Source organism: Nostoc sp. WHI, assembly GCF_015714725.1.
Classification (GTDB): domain Bacteria; phylum Cyanobacteriota; class Cyanobacteriia; order Cyanobacteriales; family Nostocaceae; genus Nostoc.
In genome coordinates this window covers 1-15,404 of record NZ_WBKM01000170.1, presented here as the reverse complement: position 1 = coordinate 15,404, position 15,404 = coordinate 1, and the positions used below count along the sequence as shown (strand labels likewise).

The 15,404-nt window shown below is 40.3% G+C and carries 10 protein-coding genes; 6 read left to right on the top strand and 4 right to left on the bottom strand.

Going from position 1 to position 15,404, the window contains the following annotated elements; translation table 11 throughout:
• Positions 1-186 precede the first annotated feature (186 nt).
• Positions 187-1,293, bottom strand: coding sequence for a septal ring lytic transglycosylase RlpA family protein (locus F8S12_RS17820; protein ID WP_196517469.1), 1,107 nt, complete (start codon positions 1,291-1,293; stop codon positions 187-189).
• A 908-nt stretch (positions 1,294-2,201) separates the two neighbouring features.
• Between F8S12_RS17820 and glsA the strand changes: the two genes are divergently transcribed.
• From glsA to F8S12_RS17800, 4 genes are all read left to right on the top strand, one after another.
• Positions 2,202-3,215 (top strand): glutaminase A, encoded by a 1,014-nt coding sequence (gene glsA, locus F8S12_RS17815; RefSeq protein WP_196517468.1) that lies wholly within the window; start codon positions 2,202-2,204, stop codon positions 3,213-3,215.
• Positions 3,216-3,389: 174 nt separating this feature from the next.
• Positions 3,390-4,622 carry an RNA-guided endonuclease InsQ/TnpB family protein gene (locus tag F8S12_RS17810; protein WP_196517467.1) on the top strand — a complete coding sequence of 411 codons (1,233 nt, stop codon included), beginning with the start codon at positions 3,390-3,392 and terminating at the stop codon, positions 4,620-4,622.
• 312 nt (positions 4,623-4,934) lie between these two features.
• Positions 4,935-5,984: a serine/threonine-protein kinase gene (locus F8S12_RS17805; RefSeq protein ID WP_196517466.1), complete on the top strand. Its 1,050-nt coding sequence runs from the start codon at positions 4,935-4,937 to the stop codon at positions 5,982-5,984.
• A gap of 553 nt (positions 5,985-6,537) precedes the next feature.
• A complete protein-coding gene (locus F8S12_RS17800; RefSeq protein WP_196517465.1) occupies positions 6,538-8,595 on the top strand; it encodes a serine/threonine-protein kinase in 2,058 nt (685 codons plus the stop codon).
• A gap of 220 nt (positions 8,596-8,815) precedes the next feature.
• Here the strand turns inward: F8S12_RS17800 and F8S12_RS17795 are convergent, their stop codons facing one another.
• Positions 8,816-11,035, bottom strand: coding sequence for a hypothetical protein (locus F8S12_RS17795; RefSeq protein WP_196517464.1), 2,220 nt, complete (start codon positions 11,033-11,035; stop codon positions 8,816-8,818).
• A 458-nt stretch (positions 11,036-11,493) separates the two neighbouring features.
• Positions 11,494-11,670, bottom strand: a complete 177-nt coding sequence (locus F8S12_RS17790) for a hypothetical protein (RefSeq protein ID WP_196517463.1) — start codon at positions 11,668-11,670, stop codon at positions 11,494-11,496.
• Positions 11,671-11,843: 173 nt separating this feature from the next.
• On the opposite strand from F8S12_RS17790, the gene F8S12_RS17785 reads away from it, so the two are divergent.
• A complete protein-coding gene (locus tag F8S12_RS17785; protein WP_196517462.1) occupies positions 11,844-13,016 on the top strand; it encodes a glycosyltransferase family 4 protein in 1,173 nt (390 codons plus the stop codon).
• A gap of 215 nt (positions 13,017-13,231) precedes the next feature.
• The gene (locus F8S12_RS17780; RefSeq protein ID WP_196517461.1) at positions 13,232-14,383 is read left to right on the top strand and encodes a glycosyltransferase family 4 protein; all 1,152 of its coding nucleotides are present in this window, start codon (positions 13,232-13,234) and stop codon (positions 14,381-14,383) included.
• A 61-nt stretch (positions 14,384-14,444) separates the two neighbouring features.
• Here F8S12_RS17780 and F8S12_RS17775 read toward each other — a convergent pair whose 3' ends face one another.
• The gene (locus F8S12_RS17775) at positions 14,445-14,816 is read right to left on the bottom strand and encodes a hypothetical protein (protein ID WP_196517460.1); all 372 of its coding nucleotides are present in this window, start codon (positions 14,814-14,816) and stop codon (positions 14,445-14,447) included.
• Positions 14,817-15,404: the final 588 nt, after the last annotated feature.

Genomic DNA, 15,404 nt, shown 5'->3' with positions numbered 1-15,404 from the left:
GGGGAATGGGGTTCGGATAAGCAGGGGATGCAGGGGAGGATCTTGAGGGACAAGAGTTATTGTTCACTAATTCTTCTCTCAAGAAAAGCCTGCCCCAACCAAGAAATTCTTAACCGAAACGTATTGGGGAGTGGAGAGTAAGTAATTAACTTTCTTCCCTAATCCCTACTCCCTATTCCCTATTCCCTATTTCCCTAAGACTTCAACATGTACTGGTGCTACGCCACTGCCCATCATTCCCAAAACCCGAGCCGCGCCAGTAGACACGTCAATGATTCGACCCCGAATGAATGGGCCTCGGTCATTAATTCGCAGTACTACAGAACGACCATTGCGGGTGTTGGTTACACGGACTTTTGTACCAAAGGGTAAGCTGCGATGAGCGGCAGTCATGCCTTCTGGGTTGAATCTCTGACCGCTAGCAGTACGATTACCAGAAAAGTCATAGCCGTAAAAAGAAGCTATACCTCTCAAGGTGGTTTGCACTACTCCGACGGCAATCTGTTGAGCCTGCTTTGGCATTGCTACTGGCAGACGCACAGGTAAATTAGCAATTTCTTTTAAGGGAGATGCGTTACCTAGTAGCCTCCGTAGGCGATTGGTTGCTTGCAATGCATCTTGCGCCAGATTGTTGGTAGTATCTGATAATCGCGCACCTTCATTGATCTCTACCAATTCTTCGCCATTAACTTTGATTGTATAGCGATCGCCATTTTGTTGGACAGGGACACTTTTGTTTTGCGTTTGATTAGCAACTGTAGATCCGCCCCCAGCTTTCCAACTTACGGTAATCTGACTCCCGTCCAAATTTTCCCGGTTCAACTGGTTGATTTTAGCTGCTATCACACCAGCTATCTGAATCGGGTCATTGTTAACAGAGCTAATCTGGTTATTTGTACCCGTTACATTTCCAGCACTCACCGCCTTTGGTGAGTTGTTAGCAATAAGGGCATACGATTGTATGCCCCCAGAATTTCCAATTGCACCAACTTTTTTAGTTGTAAGACTCGTATCTGTTACAGAACTCAAAAAGGTGAGAACAGGTATTTTTCGGATAAAAAGGGTTGCCGCCTTACGTCCTCTAATGTTGTGAGGATGAATTTCTGTAATCACAGCATCCAAGGTTTGTTTCCCTGCTGTTGATTGGTACTCTCCCACTTTCACCACATCAGGGGCAAGTGATTTTTGAGAAGCTAGCACATTTCCCTTGGTGGTTTGAGTGCAACCGACTGTGGGTATCCCCAAAACAGTCACAAACAGGGTGACAATAGTCCAAAAATGTCTTTGATTCATGCGTCCAATTTTAAAGCGACTGTAGAAATTAAGTTTTATGATTTGTGGGATTTTTCACCAATTGAGAGTGATTTCCCTCCCGGAAAACTCGAACTCATTCCGCTTTCAATTTGTTATTCATAACTGCAACACACTAGCATGAACCTTTTGGCATGGGGATCAGGGTTTTAGCGTAGTTCTCGGCAGCTTGATCAAATTAAAATTCCAATTTCAAGGGCGAAACCTTTCTCAAATGGGGTTCTTGGCTGTGTAACGTTTTTTTTCGGCAAGTCAAAAATTTCTTAAAAAAACTTTCCGCTTATTGGATGCCAAATCGACGATACCTTGTTCACGTAGGTTCTAAAGGTTCGCAACTAACAGTGTATTGTAGACAACATTAATTTGACGATTTTTTGTCAGTGTTTAATATAAGTTTTATTAAATTACATCGGCAGAAATACTCAAAATTAGTTATTTAATAAAATGTTTAGATTTTTCTATGAATAAGTTGTCATGGGTGTTGCACATCAAATTATTATGTAAATTAAGTTGAGGTTACAATCTTTTTTTCAAGTTTTTCCTAGCTAAATTCACCGTGACTTGTATCGTTGCTGACTAGACATAAACTAGTGATATATGTAACTTGCAATAACAGTATTGCTGAGTATAAAAAAAAGGGAGATACTCAAGCTAATATTTTTTGTGATTAATGCTCAAAAAATTAGGAAAACTTGGCGATCGCTTGTAAAAAATACTTTATGTGCATCAAAAAATACAGGATCTATTTTTCGGTGTAAGTATTTGCTCAAGTATGAGTTTTTCGAGCCAGATATTATTTTCAAAAATCTTTGCGACAAATGAATTGGTTGTAGAGGAACTGTACACCCCTACTATATATAGTAGGTATTTTTTCAAATGCAATCAGGCTCATGACAAACCAAGCAAATCAAGGAGATTTAGAAATAGACCCATCGCTATTAAAAGCTTTTCTCAACGAGTTGCATTCCCAGTACAAGCCACTGCGGGAGGGTGCAGTAGCAAACTACATTCCAGAATTGGCAAAGGTAAACCCGGATTTGTTCAGCATTTGCATTGTGACAGTAGATGGTCAGGTTTACAAAGTTGGAGACTACGAGCAACTTTTTACCATTCAGTCAATTTCCAAGGTGTTTGCTTATGGACTTGCTCTAGAAGATCATGGACTGGATTACGTTTTGACTAGGGTTGGCGTGGAACCCACGGGGGATGCATTCAACGCGATTATTTTGGATGAGCAATCGAAGCGGCCTTATAACCCAATGGTAAATGCTGGAGCGATCGCAACCACTAGCTTAATTAAAGGTTCCGGCCCAACCGAACGCCTCAACCGAATGCTGGATATGTTCCGGGGATATATTGGCCGCGATGTATTCGTTGACATTTTAGCTTTTACCTCAGAACGCAGTACGGGACACCGCAACCGCGCAATGGCGCATCTGATGCTCAACTTTGGCATGATTGACCGGAACATTGAAGAAGCACTAGATTTATATTTCCAACAGTGTGCAGTGATGGTGAATTGCCAAGACTTAGCAGTGATGGCGGCTACCCTAGCTAACAAAGGTGTTAACCCCATCACAAACAAACAGGCGGTGGATAAGCGTTACATCAAAGATATTCTGAGTGTTATGTATACCTGTGGGATGTACAACTTTGCAGGTGAGTGGGCTTACAAAATTGGTCTGCCGGCGAAAAGCGGTATTTGTGGTGGGATTATCGCCGTTGTACCTCATAAGATGGGCATTGGAGTTTTTTCGCCCCTGCTAGATGTGCGTGGTAACAGCGTGCGGGGGGTAAAAGTATGTGAAGAACTTTCCCAACGCTTAGGTCTACATCTATTTGAGTGTCAAGGAAAAGGTGAAAATAAGCAGTCAGATTATAAGGAAAATGCTGAAAACTACTGAGAAACAGCAACGCAGTTGCGTTTTTCGTACTTTAGGCTCTTGATGAAAGCTAGTTGAGTCCTTTAGGACTCCGTGTTTCGACTCCGCTCAACACAAGTGAAGTTTTGTTTTAACTTGGTTTTTAGTTTATACCAAGAATGATAGCATAAATATGTAGTTGGTTGGGTCGAACCGATGATAATTTACGAGTTCAAAGTCAAAGGAAAAGACAAGCAGTATAGGGCGATAGACGATGCTATTCGTACTAGTCAGTTCATCCAGAACAAGTGTTTACGTCACTGGATGGACAACAAAGACAATAAAATTGACAAGTATGCATTAAATAAATATTGTGCTGTACTTGCCTCTGTTTTTTCTTTTGCTGATGAACTTAATTCAATGGCTAGACAGTCTGCTGCTGAACGCGCATGGTCTGCGATATCACGATTTTACGACAACTGTAAAAAGAAAATCAAGGGTAAAAAGGGGTTTCCTAAGTTTAAAAAACATTGTCGCTCAGTTGAATATAAGACTACTGGGTTCAAACTTTCCACTAATCGTAAAGCGATTACTTTCTCTGATAAGAAAGGCATTGGAACTTTGAAGTTAAAGGGAACCTACGACCTTAATTACTACGACATCAAGCAAATTAAGCGTGTCCGTTTAGTACGTCGTGCTGATGGTTACTATACCCAATTTGCCATTGATGTTCAAATTAAAGTTGAAACACAGCCGACTCTCCAGGTAGTTGGTATTGATTTAGGTTTGAAGTATTTCATTGCCGACAGCAAAGGTAATGTAGAGCCTGCACCTAAGTTTTACCGCAAATCTGAGAAGGCTTTAAACCGAGCTAATCGTAAAAAGTCCAAGAAGTTCAGCACGGCAAGGAAAAAAGCCAAAATTCGACAATCTAACAACTACCAAAAAGCACGAGAAAGGTATGCCCGTAAACATTTAAGAGTAAGTAGGCAGCGAAAAGAGTATTGCAAGAAATTGGCGTACTCCGTCATCCAATCTAACGATTTGGTCGCCTATGAAGATTTAAATGTGAAAGGTATGGTTAAGAACCGACATCTGGCTAAGTCAATATCTGACGCTGGTTGGTCAACTTTTCGTCAATGGTTAGAATATTTTGGGCATAAATATGGGAAGGTAACGGTTGCTGTGCCTCCCCACAATACAAGTCAAAATTGTTCTAACTGTGGTCAAAAGGTTAAGAAGTCTCTATCTACAAGGACTCATGTTTGTCCTCACTGCAACTATGTAGAAGATAGGGACGTAAACGCCAGCATCAATATTCTTAAATTAGGATTAACTACGGTGGGGCACACCGGAAGCTACGCTTGGGGAGATTTGCCCTCTTGGGCGGTTGGCGCAAGCCTGCTGCCTAATGGCGAGTCAGGGAACCAAGAATCCCCGTCTCAATAGAAGCGGGGAGTGTCAACTCAATAATCGACCTCATTCTCAACAAAATCAGATTTTAGCCTAGAAAACACAGAAAATTGACACACCTTGAAATGGTTAATCTTAACACGTAGCTCTGTGAGAGAGGAATAGAAGCGGGGCTTTTAGTATATTTTGCGACCTAATAAACATATTTTTACGGAGATTTATTTTTACTTTTTGAATTTTTAATTAGAGAGGAGTAATGATTTGGTAAAGATACCGTAATATTACTGTTTTGTTATGAATCTGTGTTGTAATATAAAAGACATTTTATAGTAGATATTTTATACTCAGATGAATTGCTTTTCTCAGAAAAGAACGAGTTCTCAAGAGAGTATTTCACAACAGACTCAGCTTGGTCAAATGTGTGGTTCCAAGCAGTTGTTTCGCGATCGCTATCAAATATTGCAAATTTTGGGTCGGGGTGGTTTTGGCATCACGTTTTTAGCCAAAAATGCCGTATTACCTGGAAATCCCCTGTGTGTCATTAAACAGCTTTGTCCGAAAGTGACTAATCCTCAAAGTTGGCAAAGAGCATGTGCGCGCTTTGAAAAAGAAGCAAGAACCTTGGGTCAACTCGGTAGTCATTCACAAATTCCGATGCTATTAGACTACTTTCAGGCGAATGGGGAGTTTTTTTTAATTCAAGAATACGTGCCGGGTTTGACTTTGGCACGAGAAGTACGGCAAACTGGCCCCAAAAGTGAAACCTCAGTTAAACAGTTTTTGCAAGAATTATTACCTGTATTACAGTATCTTCATAAACATCATGTAATTCATCGGGATATTAAGCCCCAGAATTTATTGCGGTGTGAGTATGACGGGCGGGTAGTGCTGATTGATTTTGGTGCAGTGAAAGAGCAATTAGTTGACCAAGCTGCAAATACCAATTTTATTGGGACTAGGGGATTTGCACCACCAGAACAGTTTTCTCTACGTCCAGTTTATGCCAGTGATATTTATGCTCTGGGTGTAACTTGTATTTATATGTTGACTGGTAAAAGTCCTTTAGAATTTGACTACGATCCAAGTACTGGTGACATATGCTGGCGAAAAGAGATACATGTCAGCGACAGTTTCGCCCAGATTTTAGGAAAAATGGTGAAAATTACGTTAAATGATCGATTTCAGACTGCCGATGAAGTGATGAAAGCTTTAGGTAATGAAAGCTACTTGCCTACTTTAGCTAACTGTCTAACTACCCAAAAATTAAATAATAAAAGTATTACACAACACGAAAATTCTAACAAAACTCCTGATGTATATGTGCCACCTATCGCCAGAACTGCTAGTGCCATTCGCAAATGGCGAGTAAAACTCAACGAAACAAGGTTACACAATTAAGTTGAAGCCTTATAGGACTCTATTTGATTTTTGAAAAAACTCCGTACAATTCAAAGAGCATTCTTTCCCTTTGCCTCTTGCCTCTTGCCTCTTGCCTGCCTACACAGATAAGTTCAAAAATAAAATCGGATTGCTATATTTACTTAAAGTATCAAATGAACAATTCATAATGAGCGATTTCAAATATCTAAAACAAATTTTGTAAGCATTTTGACTTCATTTGATAGTCAGTGATAGTTAATCAATCAGAGTTTCAGTTAATGCTTAGTCAATTGCCGCTTACTAATATACAAGCAAAATTACTAGGGCTAGCAATTCAGAAAAAATTTCTATTCAGATTATTATATAATTGGTAAAATAATTAATCCTATGGCTCTCGTAGTTTTCCACAAATGAGGAAGACTAACTACTATTTACAAACGCTAACTATATAAGTAATTCCCCAATCCCCAGTACAGGGTTTTCTACCACAAGTAAGCGAGAGTCAATTATTTTAAGGGAAAATTCGGGGCAAACTTAGCCTAAGTTGTCATGCAGTCGCGCCTGTCAGATCATGATCTGCTGCTTAAATCCCGATTGCCTAAATCCCCTGAATTCCAATGGAAAAAAGTTTTGCCAAAGTTGCAGCACCCCACTGGTGTCACTTTTAAGAAATCGCTTCCGTGTCATCCGAGTCCTTTCAGATGAGGGGGGATTTGGCAGAACCTATCTATCAGAAGACGTAGATAAACTCAATGAACGCTGTGTCATTAAACAATTAGCTCCGAAATTCCAAGGAACTTGGTCGCAAAAAAAGGCGATGGAGTTGTTTGCTGAAGAAGCGCAGCGACTACAAGAACTCGGAGAACATCCCCAAATTCCGGCTTTGCTAGCTTATTTTGAGCAAGACGGCTGCCTATATTTAGTGCAGCAGTTTATCAATGGGGAGAATTTGTTAAAGGAGTTACAACAGCGTAAGGCGTATAGTGCTAGGGAAATTGAATCTATTTTGCTAGATTTACTCCCCATCCTCAAATTTATCCACGATCGCAAAGTCATTCATCGGGATATTAAGCCAGAAAATATTATCCGCAATAAAAGTGATGGGCGATTAAACCTGATTGATTTTGGCTCTTCAAAGCAATTTACCGCAAAAGTTCAGCAGAAAAACGGCACATCCATTGGTTCACACGGTTATTCTCCCTTAGAACAAATTAGAGATGGTAAAGCTTTCCCCGCCAGTGACTTGTTCGGTTTAGGGGCTACCTGCTTTCATCTGCTAACGGGAAGTTCCCCCTTTGAATTATGGATGGAATCTGGGTATGCTTGGGTGAGTAATTGGCGGGAATATTTGCGGAGTCCATTAAATCCTGAATTGGATTTTGTGATCGACAAGCTTTTGAAAAAAGATATCCAAGAACGTTACCAGTCAGTTGATGAAGTTCTCAGAGACTTGACTCCAAAACAACTACTGGCACTGCCACCAGCCGGAAAGTCATCTGGTAAAATACCACCAACTAAAGCACCATATTTAGCAAAAAGTTATCCCTTACTGAGAACTTTAATCTTGGTAAGTGCTTTCATTCTCTTGTTCGGATTTGGAGAATCGTGGTATAAACATTTTCGCCGGATTCAAACCAGTTTGTCCTCTAGGCTGAGTCAGTACAATAGTCCTGGCAACAATGACGCGGTTTTAGGTCAACCGCCAAAGATTACTTTGGGAAAGGTTTCATTGGCTAACACCCTGCAAGGACATGAAAACTCGGTTTTATCTATTGCCATTAGCCCCGATGGCAAGACTATTGTCAGCAGTGGCGACGATGTATACGACGGGCTACGCCTACACACAATCAAGCTTTGGAATCTAGCAACCGGAAAAGAAATCTCTACACTCAAAGGGCATTCTGATCTGGTAAATGTCGTGGTAATCAGCCCAGATGGCAAAATTCTGGTTAGTGCTAGTGATGACAACACTATCAAAATCTGGAATCTGACAACGCGAAAGCAAATTCGTACTCTTACAGGGCATTCTGACTCAGTTCATGCCCTAGCCATCAGCGCTGATAGCGAGACTCTGGTTACTGGTAGTGATGACAACACCATCAAAATCTGGAATTTAAAAACAGGAGAGGAAATTAGGACACTGACAGGGCATAGATTCTGGGTGCGGTCAGTCGCCATCAGCCCCAATGCTGTGATTCTTGCTAGTGGTAGTTTTGACAAGACCATCAAAATCTGGAACCTGACAAAGGGGTATCCAATCCGCACACTAGAAGGAAATTCTCAAACAGTAACAACCGTGGCTATTAGCCCAGATGGTAAAACTTTAGCCAGTGCTAACCGCAATCGCACCATCAAACTTTGGAATCTAGCTACTGGAAAAGAAATTCGTACACTGGTGGGACATGTCAACACAGTAACATCCGTAGCCTTCAGTGCCGATGGTAAAATTCTTGCTAGTGGTAGCCGCGATCGCACCATCAAACTGTGGAATCTAGCCACAGGAGAGGAAATTCTGACATTGGCGGGACATACCAACACAGTGACATCTGTCTCCTTCAGTCCTGATGGCCAGAACCTTGTCAGTGGTAGTGAAGACAATACGATTAAGATTTGGCGGTTATTTCAGTGAGTTTTTTAAGTTTATTGTCTCGTTCCCAGTCTCCGACTGGGAATGCCTAACGGGAGGGCTGCCGCCTCAAGACTTGCGGCAGAGCCGCGATGAGCAGCATTTCTAGCCAGAGGCTAGAAACGAGGGATAAAAGGGATTTTGGCTTAAGTTGACACCAATGGCAGGATGCCAACCCCACAAGAATCATCCCTATTTTATGCAACACTGGTTAATGAAATGCTTATCTCGCTAGCCGATACATAATCACCTTTCCTTTCCAATTTTCTTCCACAAATACTAGATACTCGCCATTTGAACGCCCAAAAGCGCGGATACCGTAGGGTATATCAATCCAGCCACTTTCACTTCCAACTTCTGCGCCTGGTTTTAACTGTTGTACTTGCACTCCCGTAGTTGCATTGTAAACATATACCTCTGCGGTTTTAACTGTCACGGCAAATACATAATCTTTTGCCACACTCATTGCAGCCGTAGACACTTCACGTTTGCCGGTGCTGTCGTAGGGAATCACAACCCGCCAGCGAGGAGTACGATTTCCTTGACTCCAATTGTCAAAACGGGCAATCTCAGAGCCAGCAACTCCAGTATCGTCGCCAAATGCGGGGTGATCTACTGTAAAACCTGATAAATACATGGTATCTGTTTGCGGGAAATATTCGATCCGCCGCAAGTCTTTAAATATGCTGGGAGTAGTTTGCTTTTCCATCGAACTATAGCTGTAGATGGGGTTGCCTTTGGCATCTATTCCCTGTAAAGGATAGTGTCGGATGCCAATGCCATCTTGTGTTCGCAAAGCTTTCCAAACATCTCCTTTGCTGTCTACCCACCAGCCGCCGAGATGAGGATAATCTTTGCTGGTATCATATTCGTTTTTTTCAAAGGAACCGTTACCGTTGCGATCGCGCCAGATCCACTCTCCTTTTTCTGGTTGCTGCGGTGGCCAATTTCCCGCGATTGATTTTTTATCGCCATTGGTAGCAACAAACATTCCGGCTGGGATGGCAATTTTACCGTCTGTGGCTGGATTGAAACGATATATTTGCAGAAAGCTGCTATACATATCTGTGAGGAACAAAAAGGGTTTGCCTTGGATACGGCGAACAAAGGTTCCATCTGGCGATGTATGCAGACGCGGATCTTGAGGATATTTGAAAGTATTTAAGGTGTAGTCTTTGTAAGTCCATTGCTTACCAGCAGGCTTACTGTAATCCATCAGATAATGTTCTTGTTTGGTGAATAAATCTACACCATCAGTTTTGGGATCGGCATCTGCATTATCGACGAATATTAATCCTAGCGATCGCCACATTAGTTTTCCCGATGGCGAAAATTTCCGCAAATCTGTTCCTGATTTGTTGAAACCATTACTATTTATATAGATATTACCTGAAGCATCTGTACCAACTCCGGTAAGTCCATAAAATTTCAAATCTTTTACTTCACCAGGAACTCCTGCATAGATACCACCTTTACAGCCGAAACTCCCTACCTGCACCGGATTGCTTTTGATGTCATAAATCAACATTTGCTGACGTGGGCCATTTTCTGCCACTAACAGCTTACCTTGATGATCAATAGCGATCGCAGTTGGTTCGACGATATTTGCAATCTGTTGGGGCAATTGCTTTCCACTTGGGGAATAATGTACAATTTTGGCAGGCTTTGTACCATTTTTGCTTTGAATAATCCACAGATTTTTTTGTGGATCAACTGCGATCGCTCCTGGATTTGCAACGGCAAAGCTGCGGATTTCTTTCATCGTATCAGTATCATAGACACGAATACGGTTAGCAACAAAATCACTTACATACAACTCGCTTTCTACAGTTGCTAATCCAGTGACTTCACTTTTAGTACTGGTAATCAACATACTTTTATCCCAGCCACGCCCACTAGGAAATGGTGCAGGTTTTCCCGACAAATCATAGCGTCTAACGCAATGCCAAGTTGTTCCTTCTGGTGGATAATCTTCTTTTGTGTTGTTCATAGCTCCTTGAGTCATGGCAATGTAAATATATTTACTATTTGCTGTTACAGCTTTGCCACCTCCACGACTCCAGCCGTGAGTATCCCCAAGGGCCCCAATAACCTTACCATCCTTATATATTCCTGCCTCTGTTCCCGCCTCATCCCAATGGCTATTGGTATAAACTGTGCCATCAGAGGCAACATACATTGCTTCAATATTGTTTTGTACACGCAAATTCCCACTGCCAAAAGTATTACCTATCCACGATGTTTTGTAGGTGAGTGGGGGTGTTCCGGTTGTCGCCCAGTCTGTTGTAATTCCAATGGTAGTAACAATTATTCCAACAGTCAGACTGAGTAAAAAGTTGAAGGTTTTACTTCTTTGCAAATATCTAATCTTAGATAGTTTTTTGATGTGCTGATTGAGTTGTTGACAGAGTTTTACTAACTGCGTCTTTGGTTTATTTTTCATATAGTTTTTAAGCTTTTAATTATTTATATACAATCAATTTTTATGAAATCCGCAAAAAAATAACTATTTTTAATTGAAGAATATACAAGCTATTTATGTCTACAGCATCAAATTACATATTAATAACAAACAATTAAGATTAAAAAATACTATTTACACAAACTTTATAAAAATCACATTAATATTTAAAACTTCAGCTAATATCTTAAAAAAGATTATTTAATGTATTAATGTTTACTTATTTACGAACAAAAATGGTAAGAACTAATACAATTTTTTTTACTAATTATTGATTTATAGTGGTTTATCTCTCTGCCTGTCTAGCATTCACCTTGTTTGATTAGTAGGTATCATATCTGTCCTAGTCGGTGTTATCTAGTTAATAAAAATACAGGGTTGAATTCCTTGTTGACGTGGGCATATAAATAGTTTATAAATTGGTGTTCTATAAAAAACTCTTATTGGTAATGTGTATTCGAGAATTCTATTAATTCAGATTGGGATACAACACGCTGTAGGTGCAATTGCAATACGGTTCGGTTGAGGCAAGAGACGCGATAAATCGCCGTCTCTACAATAATCAATCTTTCGTCGTGACGGTGATTTATCACGTTTTTGCGATCTAGAATTTTCATCAAAAAACCTTATCCGAACCGTATTTAGGAGAATTTTAATACATTTATAGGAGAATACAGTTCAGATAAGACCAAAACATTTGTATAGACGGCGATTTATCGCGTCTCAAAAACCCAAAATTTTGTACCAGTAGCCCTTAACCCAAGCGTATTGATTTATAGGAGACACATGAATGGAAGGTAATAAAGAAAGAAGTTTTGGTTCAGGATCAGCATCTATTGTCACCCTTGGATTAGGCTGGTTTCCCAAAAGTCCTGGAGGATTAGAAAGGTATATTTATGAATTAACTCATAAATTAGCAGCAAACCAAGATCAGGTTGAATTGTGCGGAGTCGGTTTACCAGAGGCTGAAGTAAATTCGCCGATTAAGTTGACTAACTTGGCTTCTGTTGATAGTGCTATTTGGCAAAGATTATGGTCGATTCGGACTAATTTCCAGAAAACAAGAACAAGCAAACCAGATGCTATTAATCTGCATTTTGCATTATATAGCTTTCCTCTTTTAGATATTTTGCCAAAGGGTGTACCAGTTACTTTTAACTTTCATGGCCCTTGGGCTTCTGAAAGTCAGCAAGAAGTGGTTAATAAAAACCTGAGTCTTTTAATCAAACACTGGCTAATAGAACAAAATACTTATAATCGGTGCGATCGCTTCATTGTTTTGAGCAAAGCATTTGGTAAAATTTTACATCAAAAATATCAAGTGCCGTGGAGCAAAATTAATATTATTCCTGGTGGAGTTGATATTAACTGGTTTCAACCAAACTTCTCACCCCAGGAAGCTCGTAGACAGCTAGGTTGGCCAAATAATCGCCGGATCATATTTACATCACGCCGTTTAGTACATCGAACCGGGGTTGACAAATTATTGCAAGCATTAGCTATAATTAAACCCAGAATACCAGATGTTTGGCTAGCGATCGCAGGTTGTGGACACATCCAAGCTGCACTACAACAACAGGCTACAGAATTAGGACTAGATGACAACGTTAAGTTTTTAGGTTTTCTACCTGATGAGCAATTACCTATAGCTTACCAAGCTGCTGAATTGACTATTATGCCTAGTCAATCTTTTGAAGGATTTGGATTAGTAATAGTTGAATCTTTAGCCTGTGGTACTCCCGTTTTATGTACTCCTGTTGGGGGAATGCCAGAAATTTTATCAGATTTTTCACCCGATTTAATTACTACTTCGACAGAAGCATTAGCTATTGCTGAAAAATTAGAACAAGTGCTATTGGGAAATATCCCTTTACCTTCACGAGAAGCCTGTCGTCAGTATGCCACCACACACTATGACTGGAATCAAATCGCCCAGCAAGTACGGAATATTTTATTAGCTTAAACAACTAAATGTAATCGATATTAAGGGTCAATACGCTTGGGTTAGTGATATTTAGTGTTCGGAGATCCCCCCAACCCCCCTTAAAAAGGCTTGCTCATATCTTATTTCTTTTACCCCCTTTTTAAGGGGGTCGCCGCAGGCGGGGGGATCTTAACCCAAGCGTATTGTAGTAAGAGTGCTGCGTTAGTTAAATTAACTTAAAAAACAGAGGTTTCATGAGAATTTTGTTCTTAGATCAAAGCGGTAAACCAGGTGGTGCAGAATTGTGTTTAATCGATATTGCTAAACCGTATTGCAATCACGCTTTAGTCGGTTTATTTGCCGATGGAACATTTAAAGATTTACTACAACAAAATCATATCCCAGTAGAAGTTCTCGCAACTCAAGCAATCCAAGTTAGCAAAGAAAGTACTTTAGCACAAGGATTAAAGAGTTTGGTAAAACTTGCACCTCTAATTACTAAGGTAGTTAAAAAAGCGCGTGAATATGATTTAATCTACGCCAACACTCAAAAAGCATTAGTTGTAGGAGCAATAGCAAGTTTTTTCAGTCGTCGCCCTTTGGTATATCATTTACATGATATTCTTTCCAAAGAACATTTTAGCCAAACTAATGTTCGTATTGCTGTTAACTTAGCTAATGGTTTCGCATCATTAGTAATTGCCAATTCCCAAGCTAGTAAAACAGCCTTTGTGCAAGCAGGAGGACGCAAAGATATTGTCGAAGTTGTCTATAACGGCTTTGAACCAAAAAATTATCAAACTGACGAATCTGATATTAATAAATTGCAGCAAGATTTAGGATTGGAAGGAAAATTTGTAGTCGGACACTTTAGCCGACTTGCACCTTGGAAAGGGCAGCACATTTTAATTGATGCCCTTTCTAAATGTCCACCCCAGGTAACAGCAATTTTAGTCGGTGATGCACTATTTGGCGAACAAGATTATGTCGAACAGTTACACCAACAAGTTGCCAAATTGGGACTAGAAAACCGCGTCAAATTTTTAGGATTTCGTTCAGATATTCCCCAATTAATGACAGCTTGTGACTTGGTAACACATACCTCCACTTCCCCAGAACCCTTTGGTAGAGTGATTGTTGAGGCAATGCTATGTGGAAAACCTGTGGTTGCAGCAAAAGCTGGCGGTGCAATGGAATTAGTAGAACACGGACTTAATGGTTTTTTAGTGACACCAGGAGAACCCCAGGAACTTGCACAAGTGATTACTACCTGTCTTCAGGAGACGGAAATAACTGCAACCATAGCGAATAATGCCAGAACTACTGCTAGTAAGCGTTTTAATGTTGCAACTATTAATCAGCAAATCGCTCAATTGCTCTGCAACAGATTATCATTACCTGCTTAATTTGTAATTTCAAGTTTTGTTTGCATAACCCCAGACTCAAGTTTGGGGTTTATGGGTATGATTACAAACCGACTAATTCGCGGGATTCCAAATCAGTGAGTTGTCGAGCGATCGCTAATCTTGCTTCCAATTTAGCTACACTAAACTGGTTACGCATATATTCCAAATGGGCGATCGCATTTGCTTGATCGCAAGTTAATCGAATTTGGGTGTCTATTGACTTTTGATATTCCTGATTCACAAGCAGCACTTCAAAGCGACGAGCCTTGCGTTGAGCATCATTTTTCAAATCCATCTCAAAAGCGGCGACACGATCCGCATTGCCTTCAAATCGATTAATTTGGTGCTGCACTGCCATCAACTGAGAGTCTATTTCATTAGCCCGTTGAGCAGCTTGGGCGATCGCAGCTGGATAATGACTCAGTTGCATCATCTAATAATTTTCCTCTAAGGTTAAGAATGTAGTGTTTAAGCATAAGACTAACCCTGGAATCCACTTTCCAAAAGGCTGTCACAGAGCGGTTTTACAATTAACCAGGCTTGATGAACGCTATATATCTATTATAGTATAAATGTACTAAATTAGGGAAGAAAAGGCGATGTCTGAGGTGTAGAGATCGCGATCGCTATCCACCCCGGAAGTAATTGGCAAATAGGAGATGCTCTCTAATGTTCTTTTAAGACAGAATGTTACTATTTTGGAGACGTTTATATAAGCGATCGCTTGATTAACAAACCAAAAGCTAAATTCCTATCAAGTTACTCTAGTTACAATAAAAGTACAAAGCTAAGGCAGACAGGAGTAGAAATTTTAAGGGAATTCTCAGCTAAAATTAATTTAGTTATTAGTAAATACATTTAGATTATTAGTATAGAAAGATTTGCGGAGTTGAGAGGGTGATAAAATAAAAATATTTATAGCCGTTTCCAGGTGCATGAAGTACATATCAAAACCTCACCCCCAACCCCTCTCCTTACTAAGGAGAGGGGAGATAAAGCACAGCTTTATCGGGGTGAGGTT